We start from the raw sequence: 24,509 nt of genomic DNA, 5'->3' as shown, positions 1-24,509 counted from the left end.
CTAGCTGCTAGAGCTGGACAAAGCGAAAAGCGGAGGCGCCCGGTTTATTATCTTTTTATGAAAGGTGGGGAGCAGGTTGCCTGAACTTCCAGAGGTTGAAACAGTAAAAAGAACATTAGAGGCACTGGTCCTGCAAAAAGAAATTAATAGTGTATCTGTTTTTTGGCCGAAAATAGTGAAACGACCAGATGAAGTTGTTCAATTTCAGGACGCTTTAAAAGGGCAGAAAATCCAAAAAATGGGGAGAAGAGGGAAGTTTTTAATTTTTTACACAGAAGATTATGCTCTTGTTTCTCATTTAAGGATGGAAGGAAAATATGGGGTTTTTTCAACAGAAGCTCCCGTTGAAAAGCATACACATGTTATTTTCCATTTTACAGATGGAACAGAGCTTCGTTATAAAGACATTCGTAAATTTGGAACAATGCACTTATTTTCCAAAGGGACTGAGTTTGAACAGCCACCCTTATCTTTATTAGGCCCTGAGCCATTTTCGGAAAAATTTACAGTGCAATATTTAACTGAAATATTAGCGCGAACAAATAGGAAAATAAAGGTAACTTTATTAGACCAGGCCACTGTTGTTGGGCTTGGAAATATTTATGTGGATGAGACGTTATTTCGTTCAAAAATACATCCAGAGAGACAAGCAGCTTCATTATCGAGCGAAGAAATTACGGCTCTCCACCAAGAAATTGTGGCGACGTTGACGGAAGCTGTAACTAAAGGTGGTAGTACAATTCGGTCTTATCTGAATTCCCAAGGGCAAATCGGAATGTTTCAATTACAATTGTTTGTTTACGGTAAAAAAGACGAACCGTGTCAAAGATGTGGAACTGAACTTCAAAAAATCAAAGTTGGTGGACGTGGTACTCATTTTTGTCCTAGCTGTCAACGACTATAAAAAATAGGCTCTTTTCTAAAAGATTGTTGTTTTTTTTATAGGTTTTTGGAAAGAAAACCGTTGATAAAGAAGTTGATTGGAGCGGAAGGTGCGAGACTCCTGCGGGAGCAGCGGGACAGGTGAGACCCCACAGGCGCTTAAGCGCCGAGGATGCTCACCGCCCGCCCCTAAGGTGCGCGAGCATCCTGGAGCGGAAATCAACCAGTTTACGAAAACAGTCAAAAAATAAGAAACAACTTAACATTGGATTGGCTCCTTCCATATACTATCGTAGCGATTGACAGGAAGGAGCTCTATAAATGGCGCATATCATCTCCCTTTTACTGCTTGCATTTGCTGTCAGTCTTGACAGTTTCAGTGTTGGTTTTACGTATGGGTTGAGGAAAGTACGGATTCCGTTAAAATCAATATTAGTCATATCTGGATGTTCGGCAGTCGTATTAATTTTTGCAATGGCGGTTGGACATTTGATTGAAAATTTTTTCTCACCCAAAATTGCCCAAAATGCAGGGGGATATATTTTAATTTTGCTTGGAGCATGGATTATATATCAATTTTTCCGACCGGAGAAGATGAAAGAACAAACTTCAATTGCAAGCACGATTATCAACTTTGAAATTAAGTCGCTTGGTCTAGTCATTAATATTTTAAGAAAACCAATGTCCGCAGACTTTGACAAATCAGGGACTATTGCTGGATTAGAAGCTTTGTTGCTTGGAATAGCTTTGTCACTCGATGCTTTTGGTGCTGGAATTGGAGCAGCAATGCTTGGATTTTCTCCCCTCTATTTGGCCATTTCTGTTGCGATAATGAGTTCATTATTTGTGTTTGTAGGAATGAAATTAGGATCTGTGTTCGCGCATTTTGAGTGGATTCAAAAGTTTACTTTTCTCCCTGGAATATTACTAATCGTAATTGGAATTTGGAAATTATAAGTTGAACTAGGAAAGGGATAGATTATGTCTTTAATAATTGGATTAACTGGGGGAATTGCTAGCGGAAAAAGCACCGTAACAAGGATGCTACAAGAACAAAATATTCCTGTTATCGATGCAGATGTGGAAGCCCATCTAGTCGTTGAAAAAGGAGAAAAGGCATATTATGATATTGTTTCGTATTTTGGAAAGGACATATTAATGGAGGATGACTCCATTGATCGGAACAAATTAGGAAGCATCATATTCCCTGATAAAGAAAAAAGGACCGTATTAAACAACATTGTTCATCCGGCTGTTAGGGGAAGAATGATCCAAAAAAAAGAACAATACCTTGCCTTGGGTCACAATATAGTAGTATTAGATATTCCTCTTTTGTTTGAAAGTAAATTAACTTACATGGTTGATAAAGTGGTCGTTGTCTATGTAGATGAGCAAACACAACTCGATCGATTAATGGTTCGAAACGGTTTTACGAAAGAAGAAGCAAAGTTTAGGATTGCTTCGCAGTTACCACTGATTGAAAAGCGAAAGTGGGCAGATGCGGTGATTGATAATAATGGGACTCCAGAAGAGACAGAAAAACAGCTAAAAGATATATTAAACAAATGGTTAATAACTATTAATACTAGGACATAAAAAGAAGAGGGGCGGATAGCTCCTCTTCTTTTTGTGTAGGATAATTAGTTGTAACTAGATTAGGTGTTTTCCAACACAGGCGTTGCATGCGTAGCTGGAATGGGTACTTCCATTTTTCTCATTATGTTCTCATATATACGGTTAATAACACTTATAATGGCGGAACTTTAAAAAATATACTTTTTTTGAGTGCAAAATAAAATTAATATGTTATACTAATTACATCTAAACGTAGAATAAAGTATAACATATTGCGGAAGGAGCCATACAATGAAGGCGAAGATAGCGATTAATGGTTTTGGACGAATTGGAAGAATGGTATTTAGAAAGGCAATACTTGAAGATGATATTGATGTGGTAGCCATCAATGCCAGTTATCCGGCAGAAACGTTGGCACACTTAATAAAATATGATACCACTCATGGAAAATTCCCAGGTGAGGTTATCCCTAACGATGATTCTATTATTGTGAATGGTAAGCGTGTTCAATTATTTGCAAGCCGAGACCCAAAAGAATTACCTTGGGGGGATTTAGGCATTGATATCGTGATTGAAGCAACTGGTAAATTCAACTCACGGGATCAGGCAAGTCTTCATTTAGATGCAGGAGCTAAAAAGGTTATCATTACAGCTCCAGGAAAAAATGAAGATATTACAATTGTAATGGGTGTAAATGATGATAAATTGGATATTGAACAACACGATATCATTTCAAATGCATCGTGCACAACCAATTGTTTAGCACCCGTAGTAAAAGTGCTTGATGAGCAATTTGGAATAATTAATGGATTAATGACAACGGTCCATGCCTACACAAATGACCAAAAAAATATTGATAATCCACATAAAGATTTGCGACGTGCTCGTGCATGTGGACAATCGATTATTCCTACAACAACCGGTGCTGCAAAAGCATTGTCATTGGTTTTACCACAATTAGCAGGTAAGTTACACGGAATGTCATTGCGTGTCCCAACACCAAATGTTTCTTTGGTGGATTTAGTTGTGGACTTAAAACAAGATGTAACAGTAGATGAAGTAAATTCAGCATTTTATGCGGCTGCTAACGGACAGCTAAATGGAATTCTAGACATTACGGAAGAACCATTGGTTTCCGTTGACTTTAATACAAATGAACATTCGGCAATAATTGATGGTTTATCTACCATGGTTATTGGTAACAACAAGGTAAAAGTCCTTGCATGGTATGATAACGAATGGGGTTATTCTTGCCGAGTAGTTGACTTATTAAAGCATGTTGCAAAAGTTATGGAAAATTGCCCAGCAGTTAAAGTTGGATGATTTAAATTAACTTTTCAAATACTCAACTAACTGTTTATCTGAGCGATCAGTAAGCAGTTTTTTTTTATTCTTTTTTATTTTTGGCTCTGTTAAATTAGAATGTTGATTTCCGTTCCAGGCACTCGCGCACCTTAGGGGCGGGCGGTGAGCCTCCTCGGCGCTTAAGCGCCTGTGGGGTCTCACCTGTCCCGCTGCTCCCGCAGGAGTCTTCGCGCCTTCCACTCCAATCAACATTGAGCTTTAATACAGTCTAATTTTAAATTCAATAAATAGTTTCCTAGTTTACTATCTACGCAAGTCGCTTAACAATTAGAACTCGCTTTTCTTTGACATGTACTTGTCCTTACCCCGTCTTTTTTATAAGATAGGTATAGAGAAACTTTAATTGAGGTTAATCAGTAAAAATAACTATAGGAATTGGAGAGCTGACAATGAAATGCCCTTCATGCCAATATCATAATACTCGAGTTCTCGATTCACGTCCTGTTGATGATGGAAAAGCGATTCGCCGGAGACGTGAATGTGAACAATGTGGTTATCGATTTACTACATTTGAAAAAGTTGAAGAAATTCCTCTTATTGTTGTAAAAAAAGAAGGAACAAGAGAAGAATTTAATCGAGAGAAGATTTTAAGGGGACTAATAAAAGCGTGCGAAAAACGCCCTGTAGCCTTAAAGGAACTCCAAGATATTACCCAAGAGGTTGAAAAAGAACTTCGGAATCAAGGAGTTTCAGAAATTAAGAGTGACATGATTGGTGAAATGGTAATGGACAGGCTAGCAAAAATTGATGAAGTAGCATATGTCCGCTTCGCTTCAGTTTATCGCCAATTTAAAGACATCAATGTATTTATTGAGGAATTAAAAGAACTAATAAAAAAGGAAATATAACATGAGCTAAAAAGCTTTTTAGCTCTTTTTTTAAAATAAAGAAAATATGTACTTTTATCTTAGTGAACTGTCTAGCTCCAGCGCCCAGCGACTAGTGGACTTCACCCACCTCCCTACGATAAGTCAACATCGGATCGCTTTGCTCTCCGTGTTTCCTTTATCTCAGGCGGTGTGCTCCAGTCCATACGTCGCTGAACGGGCGCTTGCGCTTTTCTTATGAAAGGTTTGGTTGTTATGGCCCAACATTGGCAAGAGCTTATCCCAATTGATCGTTATGTTGTCTCGGTAAACGGATTGATACATGATTTTGATCGGAAAGTCATGACTTTCTTGTATCAACCGTTAATTGGTACGACTAGCTTTAGTTTATATATGACATTATGGGCCGAGCTTGAGGAAAACCGGCTTTGGTCTGAACCAAGTTCCCATCATGGTTTAATGACAATTATGGGCTTGAATTTAAAGGAAATATATGAAGCAAGGCTCAGATTGGAAGGAATGGGGCTTATTACCACCTATGTTCGAAATGAAGGTGGGGAGAGAGCTTTCATTTATCAGCTTCAACCTCCACTAACTCCTGCACAATTTTTTTTAGACGGAATGCTAAATATATATTTGTACCGCAAAATTGGAAAAAAACAATTTGCCAGACTCAAACGATTTTTCAGTGATCAAAAGACTGTCGCACACGAAGGATACCAAAATGTTACAAAGGCCTTTCAGGACATATACGCCTCCGCCTCACCAAATGCATTGAAATCTAACCAAGAAACAGCAGAAGAACTAGCGGAGGGTGAAAGACAAGAATTTATTGGTCGCAAAGAGAACAGTGGAATTCAAATTGAACAAAATACCTTTAATTTTGAGTTATTGGAAACTGGGTTATCAGAATCCCTTGTTCCGAAGAAGGCTCTTACTAAAAAGGTAAAAGAAGCTATAAGCAATCTTGGCTTTTTATATGAAATTGATGCCATTCAAATGAAAAATATTGTCCTTAGTGCGATGACTGAGCATGACGAGATTAACTTGGAAGAGCTACGGAAATCAGCACGTGATTGGTATCAGTTTAACTACCAAGATTCGCTTCCTTCCCTTATAGAACGGACTCATCCGCCATTATACCAATCAAAAACTATTGAACCACAAACGCAGGAAGATAAGTTGATCCATTATTTTGACACTACCTCACCATTAAAGTTTTTAAGTGATTTAGCGGGCGGTGCAGAGGCATCCAATGCGGATATAAAAATCATTGAGGATGTTATGTTTAATCAAAAGCTTTTACCAGGAGTTATTAACGTTCTCATCCATTATGTTATGCTAAAGATGGATATGAAGCTTACAAAGGGATATGTTGAAAAATTAGCTAGTCACTGGGCCCGAAAAGAGGTAAAAACCGTTAAAGCAGCCATGGAGCTTGCTTTAAATGAACATAAACAATATCAACAATGGGCTTCTGGTGAAAATAAAAATAAGAAAAAAACTTCGAAAAAACCAATCCGGACCGAATTGCTGCCTGATTGGTTTAATGAAGAGAGTAATAAACAAGAAGTCAAACAAAAGGACGTTAACAATAAAGATTCAGATTTTGAAACCCGAAAACGGGCATTAGAGGAAAAAATTAAGAATTTAAGGAAATAGGGGGTGAAGGATAAAATATGGAAAATATTAATAAAACTTTAAAAAAACTGGGCGGTAATGAAAATTTTCAAAAGCGCTATCAGCAAAAGCGACGTGAAATTATAAATAACCCGTATGTGCGTGCGTTCTTAGCCGAGCACAGTCATGAAATTACAAATGAAATGATTGAAAAAGGCTTAACGAAGCTCTATGAGTATTCCACCCAAAGTAAGGATTGTCAAAATTGTTCAAGCCTCGATGGATGTGAGAATTTAATTAAAGGTTATTATCCTGAGCTTGTAATCAGAGCTAATTCGATTGATATCCAATATGACCGTTGTCCTCAGCAAATTATGTACGATGAGAAAAGAAAAAATGAAAAACTCATTAAAAGTATGCATTTTCCTAAGGATTTATTACATGTAACTTTCGAAAATATTGATATTCGCGAAAATACACCTGGTCGTGAAGAGGCACTTGATAAAGCCACTTCATTTGTTGCTAATTATACAGCTAGTATAAAGCAAAAGGGTTTGTACTTTTACGGACAATTTGGAGTTGGTAAATCATTTCTTTTAGGAGCGATTGCCAATGAATTAGCAGCAAAAAAAGTGCCATCAATGATCGTTTATGTTCCAGAGTTGCTTCGCGAATTGAAAAACTCGATTGCTAATTCGACCCTAAATGAGAAGATTGAAACCTTAAAAAAACAGCAAGTATTAATGCTTGATGATTTGGGCGCTGAATCGATGTCGAGTTGGACAAGAGATGAAGTATTGGGACCGATTTTACAGTATCGCATGCAAGAGAATTTACCGACATTTTTCACTTCTAATTTTGATTTTCAAGAGCTTGAGCATCATTTAACTTATAGCCAGCGCGGTGAGGAAGAAAAAATGAAGGCCCGCAGGATCATGGAAAGAATCAAATACTTAGCGGATTCCGTTCCAATTGATGGACCTAACCGTCGAATATAAAGTTTAGCCAGCGAAAAAATTCGCTGGCTTATTTTTTACTTTGCCTTTCTCTAGGAATACTTCTATTTTATGACTCTCCCCCATATACATAGAATTAGAGATTTCAAAAAAAGGGGGGATTTGGTTGATTGAAATCCATTTTCAACGAATAGAGGATACTACCGCTTTTTATCAGCAAATTAAAAAGAGCGTGTCCTCTCAGCCTGACAATCATATTCTTCTTGATGAAGATCGTCATATAGTAAAAATTTTAACAGAAACTTTAACAGAACCATCTTTCCACGAAATAAAAAAGGTCTTTTATCATTTTATTCTGCATACTAAATGTGATGATTGGTTTCGTACTCTCATTACTGACCGTTATTTTTATACGGATGAGGAAGAAATCCAACAAATACTTGAAATTATCCATTCTATTTTAGAAGGGGAACGAACGGAACTAACTGTATTTTTAAAGGATGCTGGTGAAAAAAATCTTCTTAAACAAGCTATTAATCAAGTTATGAAAAAGAAGATTTCATTTTCCTTTGATTCCTTTGTCACCTTTCGCTTACGTCCGTTTATCAACAGGCTCGAGAAGTATGTGGAGCTTTCCATAGATGAATATAAAATGGAACAGGAATATCAGATGTTTATTCAAACATTAAGGGATTTTATCTCTAGTCGGTCGGCCCAGAAAAACAGTCTTCATTTATTGATTGATGAGGAAGTGATGTTTTTTAATGAACATTTTTCGGAAATAAAACGGATTGAATTAACAAAAATGATTGATAGAAAGCTTTTGTTTAACCATCCTGTGTATGTGGATTCAACGACAATTGCCCCACTTTTATCAATCGCTCCCCAATTCATTTTTTTATATTCTAAAGATCCGGACCAACCACTTATTCGAACGATCCAAAACATTTTTGAGGAAAGGGTCTTCATCGAAAGTGTTTCACGGTTTCAAGAGAGGCAACAGCTTTATCTTTCGGAAATAAATAAAGAATCCCTTGATTTTCCTGAAATGACACACTATAATAACGTACATAATAACTCAAATAATTTTTTGTGATGATAAGGACAAGGGTATTCTTTTACGGTTTCTAGAGAGGGGAGGCAAGGCTGAAAACTTCCCAGCACGAATGGAATGCTTACCACCTTTGAACTTTAGCTGTGAATGTGAATCAGGCTTGTTTAGCTAACTTTTCACTAGTAATAGCTGACGGAGCTACCGTTACCAGTACCAAAGTCGTTTTTTTCGCTTCTATTTGGCTTTATTTTGCGGAAAAATGTGAACTAGGGTGGAACCACGTGTTAACAAACTCGTCCCTTCTATAGGGACGGGTTTTTTTTATTTTCATTTTTAAGGAGGAAAAAACAATGGCAGACGTTGTAAAAATTTCGTTTCCAGATGGATCAGTAAAGGAGTTTCCAAAAGGAACGACAACAGAAGAAATTGCTGCATCGATAAGCCCGGGGCTAAGAAAGAAAGCCATTGCTGGTAAGCTGAACGGGATTATGTATGATCTTCGTCGTCAGATTGAAGAAGATGGAGCAATTGAAATCGTTACTCCAGAACATCAGGATGCTTTAGAAGTACTTCGACATAGTACTGCTCACTTAATGGCCCAAGCAATTAAACGTTTATATAAAAATGTAAAACTTGGTGTTGGTCCCGTAATCGAAGGTGGCTTTTATTATGATGTTGACCTTGACGAATCATTAACGGCAGAAGACCTACCACTAATCGAAAAAGAAATGACAAAAATCGTCAATGAAAACATCGAAATTGTTCGTCAAGAAGTAAGCCGTGATGAAGCAGTCCAGATTTTTAAAGGGATTGATGATGAATATAAGCTGGAATTAATTGAAGCGATTCCTGCAGATGAGTCGGTTACGCTTTACAAGCAGGGAGAATTCTTTGATCTTTGTCGGGGTGTTCATGTTCCAACAACTGGAAAAATTAAAGAGTTTAAATTATTGAGCATTGCCGGTGCATACTGGCGCGGTAACAGTGATAATAAAATGCTTCAACGTATCTATGGAACAGCTTTTTACAAAAAAGAGGATCTTGCTGAGCACCTTAGACTTCTAGAGGAAGCAAAAGAACGTGATCATCGGAAGATTGGTAAAGAATTAAATTTATTCACTACGTCCCAAAAGGTTGGCCAAGGTTTACCATTGTGGCTTCCAAAGGGCGCTACCATTCGCCGGATTATTGAGCGTTATATCGTCGATAAGGAAGTTAGCTTGGGTTATGATCACGTCTATACTCCAATCATGGCAAGTGTAGAGTTATATAAAACATCTGGGCATTGGGACCACTACCAGGAGGATATGTTCCCGGTTATGGATATGGACAATGAACAACTTGTCCTACGTCCAATGAACTGCCCGCACCATATGATGGTTTATAAAGACAGCATGCACAGCTACCGTGAACTGCCGATTCGGATTGCTGAGCTTGGCACGATGCATCGCTATGAAATGTCCGGTGCCTTATCAGGTCTACAGCGTGTACGGGGTATGACGTTAAATGACGCTCATACGTTTGTCCGCCCTGATCAAATCAAGGATGAGTTCAAACGAGTGGTTAACCTTATTTTAGAAGTGTATAAGGATTTCGATCTTAACGACTATTCCTTCCGCTTATCCTATCGCGACCCGCAAGACACTGAAAAGTATTTTGATGATGATGCAATGTGGGAGAAAGCGCAAAGCATGTTAAAAGACGCGATGGATGATTTAGGTCTAGATTATTATGAAGCAGAAGGCGAAGCCGCTTTCTATGGTCCAAAGCTTGACGTTCAGGTGAAAACAGCGCTTGGTAAGGATGAGACTTTGTCTACTGTGCAGCTTGATTTCTTATTACCGGAACGTTTTGACCTTACTTATGTTGGAGAAGACGGGAAACAGCATCGTCCAGTCGTTATTCACCGCGGGGTTGTGTCGACAATGGAACGTTTTGTTGCCTTCTTAATTGAGGAATACAAAGGGGCATTCCCAACATGGTTGGCGCCAGTCCAAGTCCAAGTCATACCTGTTTCTCCTGATGTCCATTTTGATTATGCAAAAGAGGTTCTAGAGCAGCTGAAGTCACAAGGGTTCCGTGTTGAATTAGACGATCGTAACGAGAAAATCGGCTATAAAATTCGCGAAGCGCAAATGCAAAAAATCCCTTATATGCTTGTTGTTGGTGACAAAGAAGTTGAGACTAAATCTGTTAATGTTCGCAAATATGGTGAGCAAAATTCCGAAACAGTCTCATTTGAACAATTTTTGGCGAATATAAAGGCTGAAGTAAACCACTAATGGTGTTTCTTACCATTTAGCGTATTGTAAAAAAACTCTTGCAAAACTTCGCTAATTTTGTTAAGATTCTCTTTGTTGTTAAAAACTTGTTTGACACACTATCATTCTTTGTGATATAGTAACTCAAGTAATTGAATACAGTTTGAGAAAAAGAAGAAGCACCCGCTTCTCACCTGATTGACGCATTTAGTGTAGTTGATAGGGTTACGTGAAACTAATTTATTTCGTTTTCGTAGTGTGGGTGTGTTCACCCACACTTTTTTATATGCAAAAAATGCGGTTTTTAGGACTGCCGCTTCAACTCTGAGTCATATCAAAAGGTGAGATTCGGATTATTGACGCCTTCTTAAAGATTCTTGATCCAAACTTTGTATTCGTGAAAATAACTTGGAGGTGTCCAACTATTAGCAAAGACATGTTGTTAAACGAGGGTATTCGTGCCCGTGAAGTTCGTCTTATTGACCAGAATGGCGAGCAATTAGGGATTAAGTCAAAAATTGAAGCGCTTGAGATTGCAGCGCGCGTCAATCTTGATCTCGTTTTAGTTGCACCGAATGCAAAGCCTCCGGTAGGCCGTATTATGGACTACGGAAAATTTAGATTCGAGCAACAAAAGAAGGAAAAAGAAGCACGTAAAAATCAAAAGATTATTACGACTAAAGAAGTTCGCTTAAGCCCAACTATTGATGAGCATGATTTTAATACAAAATTAAAAAATGCGATTAAATTCTTGGAAAAAGGCGATAAAGTAAAAGCATCGATTCGCTTCAAAGGTCGTGCGATTACGCATAAAGAAATAGGCCAACGTGTTTTAGTTCGTTTTTCGGAAGCTTGCACTGAAGTTGCAACAGTTGAATCATATCCGAAAATGGATGGCCGGAGCATGTTTATGGTCTTAGCACCTAAAAACGACAAGTAACAAGGAGGAAGCCCTAATGCCAAAAATGAAAACTCATCGTGGCGCTGCTAAGCGTTTCAAGAAAACTGGTTCTGGCAAATTAAAACGTGGTCATGCATATACAAGCCACTTATTTGCAAATAAATCAACAAAAGCTAAGCGTAAACTTCGCAAAGCATCGCTTGTATCTAAAGGTGATTTCAAACGCATTCGTCAATTATTAACTTACATGAAGTAATCTAGAACTACTGAACGATTTATATAGGAGGAAAACTAATGCCACGTGTAAAAGGCGGGACAGTTACTCGCAAACGTCGTAAAAAAGTAATTAAATTAGCAAAAGGTTATTACGGTTCGAAACATACATTATATAAAGTTGCTAACCAACAGGTAATGAAATCTTTAATGTATGCATTCCGCGATCGTCGCCAAAAGAAACGCGACTTCCGCAAATTATGGATCACTCGTATCAATGCAGCAGCACGCATAAATGGTCTTTCTTATAGCCGTTTAATGCATGGTTTAAAGCTTGCTGGTATCGAAGTGAACCGTAAAATGCTTTCTGATCTTGCTATCACAGACGAAAAAGCATTTGCTGAATTAGCAGCAGCTGCAAAAGCTCAAATCAATAAATAATTGACTTTTTCATCCACAAAAGCCATTCTCTTAAGTGAGAGTGGCTTTTATTATTTAGGCTCTGTTAAACTAGAATGTTGATTTCCGTTCCAGGCGCTTCGCTTTCCGCGGGGCGGGCGGTGAGTCTCCTCGGCGCTAAAGCGCCTGCGGGGTCTCAACTGTCCCGCTGCTCCCGCAGGAGTCTTCGCGCCTTCCACTCCAATCAACATTGTGTATAAAATCAACATTGAGTTTTAACAAAGCCATTATTTAAGGGAAGTGATTTTTTTTGTCATACGTGACGACTTTTAATTGGGTATTATTATTTATAAATCTTATTGGTTTTTTTATAATGGGAGAAGACAAACGGAGGGCTAGACAGCACCGGTACCGTATTTCGGAACGAACGCTTTGGATGTTAGCTACCATTGGTGGAGCGGTCGGAATGACCATTGCGATGAAGTATTTTCATCATAAAACAAAGCATACAGCCTTTAAGTATGGTTTTCCGGTACTAGCTATCATCGATATCATTTTGTATGGCTATTATTTTGTTTATTAGCATAAAATGCGTAATGATTCTTATCGCAAAAATGATTGAGGAGGAAATTTCCCAATGTATAATGTAAAGGTTAAATTAATGAATAAGGATGCTCTAGTACCCTTTCAGGCTAATAAAGGTGATGCAGGATTTGATCTGTTTTCTGCCGAAGAAAAGGTAATCAAATCAGGTGAAGCAGAACTAATTAGTACAGGAATAATGATAGAACTACCTGAAGGTACAGAAGCACAAATAAGACCGAGAAGCGGTTTAGCATTAAAACATTCAATTACTGTATTAAATAGTCCAGGGACCATTGACGAAGGTTATAGAGGGGAAATAAAAGTAATATTAATTAATCATGGAAAAAAAGACTTTTTGGTGGAGAGTAAAATGAGAATTGCGCAAATGGTGGTTGCCCCAGTCGCAAAAATCAATCTCATTCAATCAGATGAATTAACGAATACTGAGAGAGGCGAAGGTGGTTTTGGTTCTTCTGGTACAAAATGATTAACAACTTTTTTACATTCTAACTGCTGTTTTGTATAATGGAAAACAAATACTACATATTGAGGGAGTCGAAATAAATGGCTAAATTTGATGAAACATTAATGATGTTAAAAGAATTAACAGATGCCAAAGGTATTCCCGGTAATGAACGCGAGCCTCGCGAAGTGATGAAAAAATACATAGCACCATTTTCTGATGAAATTACCACCGATAATCTTGGTAGCTTAATTGCCAAAAAAGTAGGAAAAGCTGGCGGTCCGAAAATTATGGTTGCTGGCCATTTGGATGAAGTAGGCTTTATGATTACAAATATTGATGACAAAGGCTTTCTTCGCTTTCAAACGGTTGGTGGCTGGTGGTCACAGGTTATGCTCGCACAACGTGTGACGATTGTAACGAGCAAAGGCGAAGTCACCGGGGTAATTGGGTCGAAGCCGCCGCATATCCTTTCTGCTGATGCTCGCAAAAAGCCAGTTGAAATTAAAGATATGTTTATCGATATTGGGGCGTCAAGTCGTGAAGAGGCAAAGAAATGGGGAGTTAAGCCAGGAGATATGGTGGTACCTTATTTCGAATTCACTGTGATGAACAATGAAAAAATGCTGTTAGCAAAAGCTTGGGATAACCGGATTGGTTGTGCAATCGCAATTGAGGTCCTAAGAAGGTTAAAAGATACAGAACACCCTAACGTTGTATACGGTGTTGGAACAGTCCAAGAAGAGGTCGGCACTCGTGGTGCTCGTACATCGGCTAACAAAATCGAACCAGATATTGCTTTTGGCGTAGATGTGGGAATTGCAGGGGACACCCCAGGAGTATCAGAAAAAGAAGCTCTTGGTAAAATGGGAAAAGGACCGCAAATTATTCTTTATGATGCATCAATGGTTTCCCATAAAGGATTACGAGATTTTATTACCAATGTAGCAGATGAACAAGAAATTCCTTATCAATATGATGCCATTCCAGGTGGAGGAACGGATTCTGGTGCTATTCACCTGTCTCATAATGGTGTTCCAGCTGTATCGATTGGGATTGCTACTCGTTATATCCATTCACATGCAGCGATGCTCCATCGTGATGACTTTGAGAACACCGTTAAATTAATTGTGGAATTGATAAAGCGTTTGGACCAAAAAACAGTCGATGCGATAACTTATCAATAAGAAAAAGAGGGTACCGTGTACAGTACGGTACCCTCTTTCCTAAGTTTCAAGCCAAGCTTAACGCTTTAGGCCAGTTTCGAGAAACCCTAGCATTTCGTTGCGGTCCTGCTCGGATGCATTTTGCCAAATGACTTCAAACAAAACACCAAGACCTGGTAGCATCTTTTCCTCACCATTTTGAATTGCATCGACAATCGTATCACGCAGTTCGTCTTGTGAATTACCTGTTACATTTTGGATAATTGCATGCCGTAAATTTAAATCCATCCAAATACACCCCTTTTTTATCCATTTCTAAAACTATCATTAACGAATTTTCATTTTTTTATGTATGAAATTTAAGCTATAATAAAGAAATTCGAAAAAGAAAAAGGAGTGACATTGGTGAAGCACATTCACTCTGTTAAAAACCCACAAATTAAAGAATGGAAAAAGCTCTTAACGAAAAAGGAACGCGATAAAACGGGCACCTTTTTAATAGAAGGTTTTCATCTAGTTGAAGAAGCATTGAAAAAGGAAGATGTGGTCCTGGAATTAATCGTGGACGAGCAGGTTGAACTTCCTGCAAAATGGAATTACGGATCAATTCCGTTAACGCTTGTGACCGTTGAAGTGATTAAGTCATTGTCGGATACCGAAACACCACAAGGGGTCATCGCCATTTGCCGGCAAGAACAGGAAAAGAATACCGATATCATCAAAAAAACATACCTGTTAATCGACTCCGTTCAGGATCCGGGCAACATGGGAACGATGATTCGGACCGCAGACGCAGCCGGAATCGATGCGGTGATTGTAGGGAATGGCAGCGTTGATATATACAATCCAAAGGTTTTACGCTCAGCGCAAGGAAGTCATTTTCATTTACCAATCGTAACTGGTGACCTAGCAAATTGGATTGATAAGCTTTCAATGGAAAACATCCCAGTTTACGGTACTTCACTAGAAAACGGGCAAATATTAACTAATGTTTCGCCGACAGAATCATTCGCATTAATTGTTGGTAACGAAGGGAACGGGGTTAGTCAACAACTGCTTGAGAAAACAACGGAAAACTTGTATATTCCGATTTTGGGACAAAGTGAATCATTAAACGTCGCTGTTGCAACGGGAATTCTTCTTTATTTTTTAAAAAAAGTCTTATAATTATTTGAAACCGTTAGAAAAATATACTATAATTAACAGCAAAATGCATGAACATAAAAACGTTGATGGAGAAAAGTAACTTATATCCTTCCATATAGGGAGAAAATGCCTTAGACTGAAAGCATTTTTATGGGTAGTGGTAAGTGAAGTTCACCTCCGGAGTTGGCATTAGGACCATTTCGATAAGCGGTCATTTCCGCTTTTCTATTGGAAATGTAAAGATGCACCGGCCTAAGCCGTTATCCGAATGAAGCGAACAAGCTCATTTTTTTGCTTGTTAATAAGGGTGGTACCGCGAACCAAACCTCGTCCCTTTTACCGGGAACGGGGTTTTTTTGTTGCAAAAATATGGAGTGAAGCTAAGAAAACGGAATTTATTACAATCCCAAAGCAGGGTTGTGGCAACTACAAAATTTTATTAAGCGTGCAAATAAAGGAGGAAACACACATGCAGGAAAGATTAAAGGAACTGCAAACTGAGGCTCTTCAACAAATTGAGCAATCAACGAATCTGAAAGAACTCAACGACATTCGCGTAGCTTACTTAGGTAAAAAGGGCCCGATTACTGAAGTTCTAAGAGGTATGGGAAAGCTATCTGCTGAGGAACGCCCGAAAATGGGAGCGTTAGTGAACGAGGTACGTGAGGGGATTGCTTCTAAGATTGAACTGAAACAGCAAAAGTTAGAAGAAGCAGCCATTAATGAAAAGTTAGCTGGGGAAACCATTGATGTAACTCTACCAGGTAGACCGGTAAAGGTTGGGAATCACCATCCACTTACAAGAGTCATTGAAGAAGTTGAAGACTTATTTGTGGGCATGGGTTATACCGTTGCTGAGGGTCCTGAAGTGGAAACTGACTATTATAATTTTGAAGCATTAAACTTACCAAAAGGACACCCGGCTCGTGATATGCAGGATTCCTTCTATATTACCGATGATATTTTACTTCGTACCCATACATCCCCAATGCAAGCTCGGACAATGGAGAAGAAGCAAGGAAAAGGTCCTGTAAAAATCATTTGTCCAGGAAAGGTTTACCGTCGTGACAACGATGATGCTACACATTCCCATCAATTTATGCAAATCGAAGGATTAGTCGTTGATGAGAATATTCGCATGAGTGATTTAAAAGGAACCTTGGATATTTTTGCGAAAAAGATGTTTGGAGAAGACAGAGAAATCCGCTTAAGACCGAGCTTTTTTCCATTCACTGAACCATCAGTTGAAGTGGATATTTCTTGTAAAATATGTGGAGGAAAAGGCTGTAACATTTGTAAGGGTACTGGCTGGATTGAAGTGTTGGGTGCAGGGATGGTCCATCCTAATGTCCTTGAGATGGCTGGATATGACTCCGAAAAATACACTGGATTTGCGTTTGGTATCGGTGCGGAAAGAATTGCGATGCTGAAATATGGTGTGGATGATATTCGCCACTACTATACAAATGATATTCGCTTCTTAAAACAATTCTCATTGCACGAATCATTATAAAACAGGGGGAGAATGGTCATGTTCGTATCATATAAATGGTTGCAGGAATACGTAGATTTATCTGATATTACTGCAGCAGAGCTAGCTGAAAAGATCACAAAAAGCGGTATTGAGGTTGAGGGAGTTGAGCTCCTTAACGAGGGATTAAAAGGCATAGTAGTTGGACATGTAGTTGAACGTGTACAACATCCAAATGCTGATAAATTGAGTAAATGCCAAGTAGATCTTGGTGGAGAAGCTCCCGTGCAAATTATTTGCGGTGCCAAAAATGTAGCCCAAGGTCAAAAGGTTGCCGTGGCAACAGTTGGTGCAGTTCTACCGGGTAATTTTAAAATAAAAAAGGCCAAGCTACGCGGTGAAGAATCGAACGGAATGATTTGTTCTTTACAGGAGCTAGGAATTGAAAGCAAGCTTGTAGCTAAGGAATATTCTGAAGGAATTTTTGTGTTCCCGAACGATACAGAAGTTGGGCAAGATGCTTTAGCACTTTTAAATAGAGATGATGAAATTCTTGAGCTAAGCTTAACACCCAACCGCGCTGATTGCCTCAGTATGTTAGGCGTTGCTTATGAGGTTGCAGCGATTCTAGGGAAAGAAGTTAAGTTGCCCCAGGCTGAAATAGAGGCATCAAACACAAATGCTTCAGATTTTATTAAGGTTAGCGTTGAAGCAAACAGTGATAATCCGCTCTATACGGCAAAGGTGATTAAGAATGTTAAAATCGGTCCATCACCGCTGTGGATGCAAACACGGCTTATGGCTGCAGGAATCCGTCCGCATAATAATGTTGTTGATATTACAAATTATATTTTGATTGAATATGGTCAACCGTTACATGCATTCGATTATGACCGTCTAGGTTCAAAAGAAATTCTTGTTCGTCGTGCGTTGGACGGAGAAGAAATCGAAACATTAGATGATGTAAAACGGACATTAACTTCAGAACATCTCGTGATCACAAACGGATCAGCTCCAATCGCCCTAGCAGGTGTAATGGGTGGAGCGAACTCTGAAGTTCAAGCCGATACAACCACTGTTTTATTAGAATCAGCCTATTTCACAGGTGGAGTGATTCGTAAAGCATCTAAGGATCACGGATTAAGAAGTGAAGCGAGTACACGGTATGAAAAGGGAGTTGATCCAAACCGAGTTCGAGCCGCAGCAAACAGAGCCGCAGATTTAATAGCAAAATATGCGAGTGGTGAAGTGCTTGATGGTTCAGTCGAAGTGGATACACTTGAGGCCAATCCTGCAGTTGTTTCAATCACGCTTGATAAAATAAATCGGGTTATCGGCACCCAATTAACGTTATCTGAAGTTCAAGCTATTTTCTCGCGCCTTCAATTTGAGTTTGTAGCAGATAACGATACGATTACAGTCACAGTGCCATCTCGTCGTGGTGATATAACAATTGAAGAAGATTTGATTGAAGAAGTGGCTCGGCTTTACGGTTATGATAATTTACCAATGACCCTTCCAGTGGGTGTATCCACTCCAGGACATCTCACTGACTACCAACAGAAACGTCGAGTTGTAAGGAGATTTTTAGAAGGTGCAGGTCTTTATCAAGCGGTCACTTATTCGTTAACGAGTGAAGATAAGGCGACTCAATTTGCCATTGAAAAAAGAGAGCCAATTCGTCTGGCAATGCCAATGAGTGAAGAACGTAGCATGCTTCGGGTCAGCATTGTTCCGCAATTATTGGAGGCATTAAAATATAACACAGCACGTCAAAACGACAGTATTGGTGTGTATGAAGCAGGAGCAGTTTTCTTAGCGAACGGCAGCGAGACTCTTCCAGAAGAGCAAGAACATTTAGCGGGTGCTATAACTGGTTTATGGCAGTCACATCCATGGCAAGGTGAAAAGAAGCCAGTAGACTTCTATGTGCTAAAGGGAATTCTTGAAGGTTTGTTTGGTAAGCTGGGTCTTACCGACAAGGTAGACTATCGCCAGGTAGCATTGGAAAATATGCACCCTGGACGAACAGCTACAGTGCTTATTAATGGCGAAACAATTGGGTTTATTGGCCAAATCCATCCAAGTGTTCAAAAAGATCTTGATTTGAAAGATACCTATGTATTCGAATTATCATTAAAGGTTTTATTAGAAACAGCAATCGCGCCCCTTCGTTACGAAACGATCCCGCGTTACCCATCGATCACACGTGACATTGCGCTTGTAGTTGAAAAAGAAAAGACTGCTGGGGAGCTTGAACAAATCATTGTCCAAGCTGGTGGGACATTATTAAAAGAAGTAAGTGTATTCGATTTATATGAAGGTGAACGGATGGAACAAGGTAAAAAATCAATCGCCTTCTCTCTAAAATACTTTGATCCAGAACGCACTCTAACAGATGAAGATGTTACAAAAACACATGATAAAGTATTATCAGCTGTTGAAGAAAAAGCAGGGGCCGTTTTAAGAGGCTAACCAAACATCACGATCAAAGAAAAAAGGGGACTCAAACGGGCGATTAAAACTTCCGATTTGAGTCCCCTTTTAATAACGCACTTTCCAGTATATTGACGTTCATGTTATAGTATAGAGTAGGAATTCAAAGGAAAAGGGGGAACAGACATTGTCAGAACCTCGAAAAAATCGAACGACGGTTGAAATATTCGGCCAACAATATACCATTGTAGGCACTGAAAGCAACAGCCATATTCGCCATGTCGCCTCAATGGTTGACGAAAAAATGCACGAAATTAGTACCTCAAATCCTTCACTCGATATCAATAAACTAGCTGTTTTAACTGCAGTAAATGCAGTTAATGATTTTATAAAAATAAAGGAAACACTAGAGTCTTACGAGAAAGATACTGAAAGGGTAAAGGACTAAAAAGCTATGCTTGATCTAATCATTATTATTTTATTTATCTCTGGTTTGTTTATCGGTTTTAGAAGAGGGTTAATTTTACAAATCATCCATCTTACCGGCTTTATTATTGCTTTTATCGTAGCAAAAATGTATGGAAATCAATTGGCTGAGAAGCTAGTTCTATGGGTTCCTTATCCGGACTTTGGCGGTGACACACCAATGAATTTTCTTTTTAATGGTGGTAATCTTGAAAATGCCTATTATCGTGGAATTGCATTTGTGATTATTTTCTTTACTGTGAAGATTGTCTTGCAAATTATTGGTTCGATGCTGGAGTTTATTGCTCATTTACCTTTACTAAAACAAATGAATACTTTGGCAGGTGGGTTCTTAGGATTTATCGAGGTTTATTTGATTATTTTTATTGTTTTATATATTGCCGCCTTAATACCGATTGAGTTTATCCAGACCGCCCTACATAATTCTTTATTAGCTGAAGGTATCGTCAAACATACTCCACTTTTGTCTCAGGATATTAAAGAACTTTGGATTGATGTGAAAGCATAACTTCTCTTCCGAGAGAAGTTTTTCTGTTATTAATAAGGGTAAATTAATAAGAGCTAGACAATCAGAAGGCGGTGGTAAAAATCGAAGCAAATAAAAAAGATGTCATTCGTTTATTGGAAACGATTGCAGTTTATATGGAGTTAAAAGGTGAAAATTCTTTTAAAATCTCCGCTTTTCGAAAGGCTGCTTCAGCGCTTGAAACAGATAATCGTAGCTTGTTGGAAATACCTGACTTTACCACTTTGACTGGAATTGGCAAAGGTACAGCAAGTGTAATAGAGGAATACATCCAAACAGCCCATTCAACTGTTTTAAAAGGGCTAAAGGAGGAAGTTCCAGCTGGATTAATTCCTTTACTTCAGCTCCCAGGCTTAGGTGGAAAAAAGATTGCCAAGCTTTATAAAGAGTTAGCCATTGAAAATGCAGCTGACCTCGAATTAGCCTGTCGGGAAGGTAAGGTACAAGGATTAGCAGGCTTCGGAAAGAAAACAGAAGAGAAAATATTAGCCTCCATTCTCCAGGTTGGAACAAGACCGGATCGATTTCCAATTGCAGTTGTAATACCAATTGCTGAAGCAATTGAAGCGGCACTGGCTAACTTCGATAAGGTTGAAAAGTATTCTAGGGCTGGCAGTTTGCGCAGAATGAGAGAAACGGTAAAAGACTTAGATTTTATCATTGCAACAAACGATCCCAATAGGATAAAAGAACAACTTTTGAACCTTCCTAATATAAAAGAAATCATTGCGGCAGGAAATACGAAAGTTTCTCTGACTTTTGCGTTGAGCTATGCTATATCTGTCGATTTTCGGATTGTAAGCCCTGAGCAGTATGCGTCAACACTCCTTCATTTTACAGGGTCAAAGGATCACAATGTTAAAATGAGGCAGCTTGCAAAGGAACGCGGAGAAAAAATAAGTGAATATGGTGTTGAAAATATTGAAACAGGGGAAATCTTGACCTTTGAAAATGAACCTGAATTTTACCAGCATTTTGGTTTGCCATTTATTCCACCAGAAATTCGTGAGGATGGAAATGAAGTAGATAATTTTTCAGACGAGGCCAGGCTAATTACCCTGAAGGACATTAAAGGTGACCTTCATATGCATTCAACCTGGAGTGACGGTGCTTATTCGATTGAAGAAATGGTTGAGGCTTGTCGCTCACGAGGTTATCAATATATGGCGATAACCGATCATTCTCAGTATTTAAAGGTTGCCAATGGCCTAACCGCTGTTAGATTGAGACAGCAACGTGAAGAAATAAAACGATTGAACGAAAAGTATTCTGATTTTACGGTGCTAGCTGGTGTTGAAATGGATATTTTACCAGATGGAACCCTTGACTATGATGATGAGCTGTTGGCAGAAATGGATCTTGTCATTGCTTCGATTCATTCTGCATTTTCCCAACCAAAGGAAAAAATAATGGAGCGGTTGAAGGCGGCCTTGTTGAATGCCCATGTCGATATTATCGCTCATCCGACCGGGAGAATTATTGGTCGAAGAGAAGGCTACGAAGTTGATATCGATATGCTAATTGAACTGGCAAAGGAAACTAATACTGCTTTAGAACTTAATGCCAATCCCAATCGCTTAGATTTAAAACCTGAATATTTGAGGCGTGCTCAGGAAGCTGGGGTCATGTTGGTTATTAACACAGACGCCCATAAAATTGATACGCTTGCCCATATGGAAATTGGGGTAGCTGTCGCAACAAAAGGATGGATTGAAAAATCATCGGTCTTGAATGCTTTGGATAAAGAAGAGCTAATAGCCTTCCTTAAGCGGAGAGACCTAACTTAAAGTAATGTTTGAAGGAGGATTAGCTCCATGCAGGAAAGAGTAATGAGAGTATTAGAATTTGATAAAATAAAAGAGCAATTGCTTGAGCACGTTTCCTCTTCATTAGGAAGAGATAAAGGGCAAAAATTATTACCATCCTCCAATTTTGAAGAGGTTGTAAGATGGCAGGAGGAAACAGACGAAGCCGCTAACGTCTTCCGTTTAAAGGGGAATATTCCACTTGGAGGAATATTCGATATCCGGGCTCATATCAAACGGGCAGCAATCGGAGGAATGTTGAGTTCGAATGAATTAATGCAAGTGGCTAGTACTGTTCACGTCAGTAGACAAATGAAGCGGTTTATTGAAGACGTTGCCGAGGAAGATGTTTCGATTCCGATTTTAGTCGAGTTTTCAGAGCAAATCATTGTGTTGGCAGAGTTAGAGCAATCAATTAAAATGGCGATTGATGATAATGGGGAAGTGTTAGATGGTGCAAGTGCCACGCTTCGCTCATTACGGCATCAGCTCCGCTCAAAGGAAGCGCGAGTCCGTGAAAAACTGGATAGCATGATTCGGTCCTCAAATGCACAGAAAATGTTATCAGATGCACTTATCACCATCAGAAATGATCGATTTGTACTCCCAGTCAAACAAGAATATCGCAGCCATTATGGTGGAATCATTCATGATCAAAGTTCATCCGGACAAACATTGTTCATCGAGCCACAATCAATTGTTGAATTAAATAATGAGCTTCAGGGAATTCGCTTAAAAGAGGAGCAGGAAATACAGCGGATTTTAATTGAGCTAACTGCTCATGTCGCGGAGTATCAGGAAGACCTTGCAACGGTCGTTGTGGTTTTAACTGAGCTTGATTTCATGTTTGCAAAGGCCCGTTATGCAAAAAGGATTAAAGCATCCAAACCGACGATGAATCATGAGGGAAGAATTTTTCTGAATAAAGCGCGTCATCCATTAATTCCGATTGATGAAGTCGTTGCAAATGATATCACAATCGGGATTGATTTTTCGACGATTGTCATTACTGGTCCTAATACCGGTGGGAAAACGGTCACCTTAAAAACAGTTGGCCTTTGCACGTTAATGGCACAGGCTGGTTTGCAGGTTCCAGCGTTTGACGGGTCGGAGATGGCTGTATTTGATGAAGTATACGCAGATATCGGCGATGAACAGTCAATTGAACAAAGCTTAAGTACATTTTCTTCGCATATGGTGAATATTGTTGATATTCTAAAAAAGGTAGACTCTAACAGTCTTGTGCTGTTTGACGAACTTGGTGCCGGAACAGACCCTCAAGAAGGAGCAGCCCTTGCTATTTCTATTTTGGATGAGGTGTATAAACGAAGCGCCAAGGTCATTGCGACTACTCACTATCCCGAATTAAAGGCATATGGTTATAATCGTGAAGGGGTAAGTAACGCTAGTGTCGAATTTGATGTTGAAACCTTAAGTCCGACTTATAAACTGTTAATTGGTGTGCCAGGTCGGAGCAATGCTTTCGAAATTTCCCGAAAACTGGGACTGGATGAAAGTGTAATAGAAAATGCACGTTCTCATGTAAGTGCAGATACAAATCAAATAGAAAACATGATTTCATCGCTAGAAGCAAGTAGGCGCCAGGCGGAAATCGAACAGGAAGAAACGAATGAACTGCTGCGGAACGCTGAAAAGCTTCATGATAATTTACAAAAAGAGATGATCGCATTTTATGATCGCAAGGATCAAATGTTTGAAAAGGCAGAAGATGAAGCATTAGAAATCGTTGAAAAGGCGAAGTCCGAGGCTGAAGGAGTTATTCGCGATTTAAGAAAAATGAGGATTGAGAAGCAGGCTGAGGTAAAGGAACATGAACTAATTGATGCAAAAAAACGCTTGGAGGCAGCAGCACCTACTAAAACTGTAAAAAGGTCCCCGGTAAAACAAGCTACGAAAAAGCATTCCTTTACTGCGGGTGATGAGGTAAAAGTGGTGAGTTTCGGCCAAAAAGGATTGCTCATTAATAAAACATCTGATCACGGATGGCAAGTGCAAATCGGTATATTAAAAATGAAGGTGGAAGAGGAAGATTTAATATATATTGGTAGTCCTGCACCACAAGAGAAGCGCCATTTGGCGACAGTGAGAGGCAAGGAATATCATGTCAGCCTTGAACTTGATTTGCGTGGCGAGCGGTTTGAAAATGCTTTGATGAGGGTTGAAAAATATATAGACGATGCTTTACTTGCTTCATACCCAAGGGTATCAATAATCCATGGTAAGGGAACTGGGGCGTTAAGACAAGGGGTTCAAGATTATTTGAAAAACCATCGTTCCGTAAAAAAAATACGGTTGGGTGAAGCTGGTGAGGGTGGAACCGGTGTAACCATTGTTGAATTTAAATAAGGTTT

Annotated in this window: 23 protein-coding genes and 2 other annotated features; of the genes, 22 read left to right on the top strand and 1 reads right to left on the bottom strand. The window is 39.1% G+C overall.

Going from position 1 to position 24,509, the window contains the following annotated elements:
* Positions 1 to 76 precede the first annotated feature (76 nt).
* From mutM to B1NLA3E_RS17680, 15 genes are all read left to right on the top strand, one after another.
* Entirely contained in the window at positions 77 to 904 is an 828-nt protein-coding gene (gene mutM, locus B1NLA3E_RS17750) for a DNA-formamidopyrimidine glycosylase (protein ID WP_015595216.1), read from the top strand.
* Positions 905 to 1,203: 299 nt separating this feature from the next.
* Positions 1,204 to 1,839 carry a sporulation membrane protein YtaF gene (gene ytaF, locus B1NLA3E_RS17745; RefSeq protein ID WP_015595215.1) on the top strand — a complete coding sequence of 212 codons (636 nt, stop codon included), beginning with the start codon at positions 1,204 to 1,206 and terminating at the stop codon, positions 1,837 to 1,839.
* Positions 1,840 to 1,863: 24 nt separating this feature from the next.
* The gene (coaE, locus tag B1NLA3E_RS17740) at positions 1,864 to 2,478 is read left to right on the top strand and encodes a dephospho-CoA kinase (RefSeq protein WP_015595214.1); all 615 of its coding nucleotides are present in this window, start codon (positions 1,864 to 1,866) and stop codon (positions 2,476 to 2,478) included.
* 270 nt (positions 2,479 to 2,748) lie between these two features.
* The gene (locus B1NLA3E_RS17735; protein WP_015595213.1) at positions 2,749 to 3,780 is read left to right on the top strand and encodes a glyceraldehyde-3-phosphate dehydrogenase; all 1,032 of its coding nucleotides are present in this window, start codon (positions 2,749 to 2,751) and stop codon (positions 3,778 to 3,780) included.
* A 431-nt stretch (positions 3,781 to 4,211) separates the two neighbouring features.
* Positions 4,212 to 4,670, top strand: coding sequence for a transcriptional regulator NrdR (gene nrdR, locus B1NLA3E_RS17730; RefSeq protein ID WP_015595212.1), 459 nt, complete (start codon positions 4,212 to 4,214; stop codon positions 4,668 to 4,670).
* A gap of 234 nt (positions 4,671 to 4,904) precedes the next feature.
* On the top strand, positions 4,905 to 6,311 hold the full coding sequence (locus B1NLA3E_RS17725; protein ID WP_041580650.1) for a replication initiation and membrane attachment family protein: 1,407 nt from the start codon (positions 4,905 to 4,907) through the stop codon (positions 6,309 to 6,311).
* 17 nt (positions 6,312 to 6,328) lie between these two features.
* A complete protein-coding gene (gene dnaI / locus B1NLA3E_RS17720) occupies positions 6,329 to 7,267 on the top strand; it encodes a primosomal protein DnaI (protein WP_015595210.1) in 939 nt (312 codons plus the stop codon).
* A gap of 124 nt (positions 7,268 to 7,391) precedes the next feature.
* Positions 7,392 to 8,321 (top strand): putative sporulation protein YtxC, encoded by a 930-nt coding sequence (gene ytxC, locus B1NLA3E_RS17715; RefSeq protein ID WP_015595209.1) that lies wholly within the window; start codon positions 7,392 to 7,394, stop codon positions 8,319 to 8,321.
* Between the two features lie 308 nt (positions 8,322 to 8,629).
* Positions 8,630 to 10,561, top strand: coding sequence for a threonine--tRNA ligase (gene thrS / locus B1NLA3E_RS17710; RefSeq protein WP_015595208.1), 1,932 nt, complete (start codon positions 8,630 to 8,632; stop codon positions 10,559 to 10,561).
* Between the two features lie 144 nt (positions 10,562 to 10,705).
* Positions 10,706 to 10,830 (top strand) — a sequence feature (ribosomal protein L20 leader region).
* A 146-nt stretch (positions 10,831 to 10,976) separates the two neighbouring features.
* Positions 10,977 to 11,480 carry a translation initiation factor IF-3 gene (gene infC / locus B1NLA3E_RS17705; RefSeq protein WP_015595207.1) on the top strand — a complete coding sequence of 168 codons (504 nt, stop codon included), beginning with the start codon at positions 10,977 to 10,979 and terminating at the stop codon, positions 11,478 to 11,480.
* A 16-nt stretch (positions 11,481 to 11,496) separates the two neighbouring features.
* A complete protein-coding gene (gene rpmI / locus B1NLA3E_RS17700; RefSeq protein WP_015595206.1) occupies positions 11,497 to 11,697 on the top strand; it encodes a 50S ribosomal protein L35 in 201 nt (66 codons plus the stop codon).
* Between the two features lie 38 nt (positions 11,698 to 11,735).
* Positions 11,736 to 12,095, top strand: a complete 360-nt coding sequence (rplT, locus tag B1NLA3E_RS17695; RefSeq protein WP_015595205.1) for a 50S ribosomal protein L20 — start codon at positions 11,736 to 11,738, stop codon at positions 12,093 to 12,095.
* Positions 12,096 to 12,372: 277 nt separating this feature from the next.
* Complete coding sequence (locus B1NLA3E_RS17690; protein WP_015595204.1) at positions 12,373 to 12,636, top strand: DUF1294 domain-containing protein; 264 nt, start codon at positions 12,373 to 12,375, stop codon at positions 12,634 to 12,636.
* A gap of 54 nt (positions 12,637 to 12,690) precedes the next feature.
* A complete protein-coding gene (gene dut / locus B1NLA3E_RS17685) occupies positions 12,691 to 13,125 on the top strand; it encodes a dUTP diphosphatase (protein ID WP_015595203.1) in 435 nt (144 codons plus the stop codon).
* Between the two features lie 77 nt (positions 13,126 to 13,202).
* Positions 13,203 to 14,288: a M42 family metallopeptidase gene (locus B1NLA3E_RS17680; RefSeq protein WP_015595202.1), complete on the top strand. Its 1,086-nt coding sequence runs from the start codon at positions 13,203 to 13,205 to the stop codon at positions 14,286 to 14,288.
* A 57-nt stretch (positions 14,289 to 14,345) separates the two neighbouring features.
* On the opposite strand, the gene sspI is transcribed toward B1NLA3E_RS17680, so the two are convergent.
* On the bottom strand, positions 14,346 to 14,555 hold the full coding sequence (gene sspI / locus B1NLA3E_RS17675) for a small acid-soluble spore protein SspI (RefSeq protein ID WP_015595201.1): 210 nt from the start codon (positions 14,553 to 14,555) through the stop codon (positions 14,346 to 14,348).
* Between the two features lie 117 nt (positions 14,556 to 14,672).
* Between sspI and B1NLA3E_RS17670 the strand changes: the two genes are divergently transcribed.
* The 7 genes from B1NLA3E_RS17670 to B1NLA3E_RS17640 all read left to right on the top strand — a co-directional run bounded on the left by B1NLA3E_RS17670 (position 14,673) and on the right by B1NLA3E_RS17640 (position 24,504).
* Positions 14,673 to 15,434, top strand: a complete 762-nt coding sequence (locus tag B1NLA3E_RS17670) for a TrmH family RNA methyltransferase (protein ID WP_015595200.1) — start codon at positions 14,673 to 14,675, stop codon at positions 15,432 to 15,434.
* A gap of 53 nt (positions 15,435 to 15,487) precedes the next feature.
* Positions 15,488 to 15,751, top strand: a binding site (T-box leader).
* Between the two features lie 131 nt (positions 15,752 to 15,882).
* Positions 15,883 to 16,926 carry a phenylalanine--tRNA ligase subunit alpha gene (gene pheS / locus B1NLA3E_RS17665; RefSeq protein WP_015595199.1) on the top strand — a complete coding sequence of 348 codons (1,044 nt, stop codon included), beginning with the start codon at positions 15,883 to 15,885 and terminating at the stop codon, positions 16,924 to 16,926.
* 18 nt (positions 16,927 to 16,944) lie between these two features.
* On the top strand, positions 16,945 to 19,359 hold the full coding sequence (pheT, locus tag B1NLA3E_RS17660; protein WP_015595198.1) for a phenylalanine--tRNA ligase subunit beta: 2,415 nt from the start codon (positions 16,945 to 16,947) through the stop codon (positions 19,357 to 19,359).
* A 148-nt stretch (positions 19,360 to 19,507) separates the two neighbouring features.
* On the top strand, positions 19,508 to 19,768 hold the full coding sequence (zapA, locus tag B1NLA3E_RS17655) for a cell division protein ZapA (RefSeq protein ID WP_015595197.1): 261 nt from the start codon (positions 19,508 to 19,510) through the stop codon (positions 19,766 to 19,768).
* A gap of 6 nt (positions 19,769 to 19,774) precedes the next feature.
* On the top strand, positions 19,775 to 20,314 hold the full coding sequence (locus tag B1NLA3E_RS17650; RefSeq protein ID WP_015595196.1) for a CvpA family protein: 540 nt from the start codon (positions 19,775 to 19,777) through the stop codon (positions 20,312 to 20,314).
* An 80-nt stretch (positions 20,315 to 20,394) separates the two neighbouring features.
* Positions 20,395 to 22,119: a DNA polymerase/3'-5' exonuclease PolX gene (polX, locus tag B1NLA3E_RS17645; RefSeq protein WP_041581184.1), complete on the top strand. Its 1,725-nt coding sequence runs from the start codon at positions 20,395 to 20,397 to the stop codon at positions 22,117 to 22,119.
* 27 nt (positions 22,120 to 22,146) lie between these two features.
* Complete coding sequence (locus tag B1NLA3E_RS17640; protein ID WP_015595194.1) at positions 22,147 to 24,504, top strand: endonuclease MutS2; 2,358 nt, start codon at positions 22,147 to 22,149, stop codon at positions 24,502 to 24,504.
* Positions 24,505 to 24,509 lie beyond the last annotated feature (5 nt).

The sequence above is a fragment of the Bacillus sp. 1NLA3E genome (assembly GCF_000242895.2).
Taxonomy (GTDB): Bacteria; Bacillota; Bacilli; order Bacillales; family Cytobacillaceae; genus Bacillus_BU.
The sequence above is the reverse complement of the archived record's forward strand: the minus strand, read 5'-3'. Positions and strand labels throughout refer to the sequence as shown.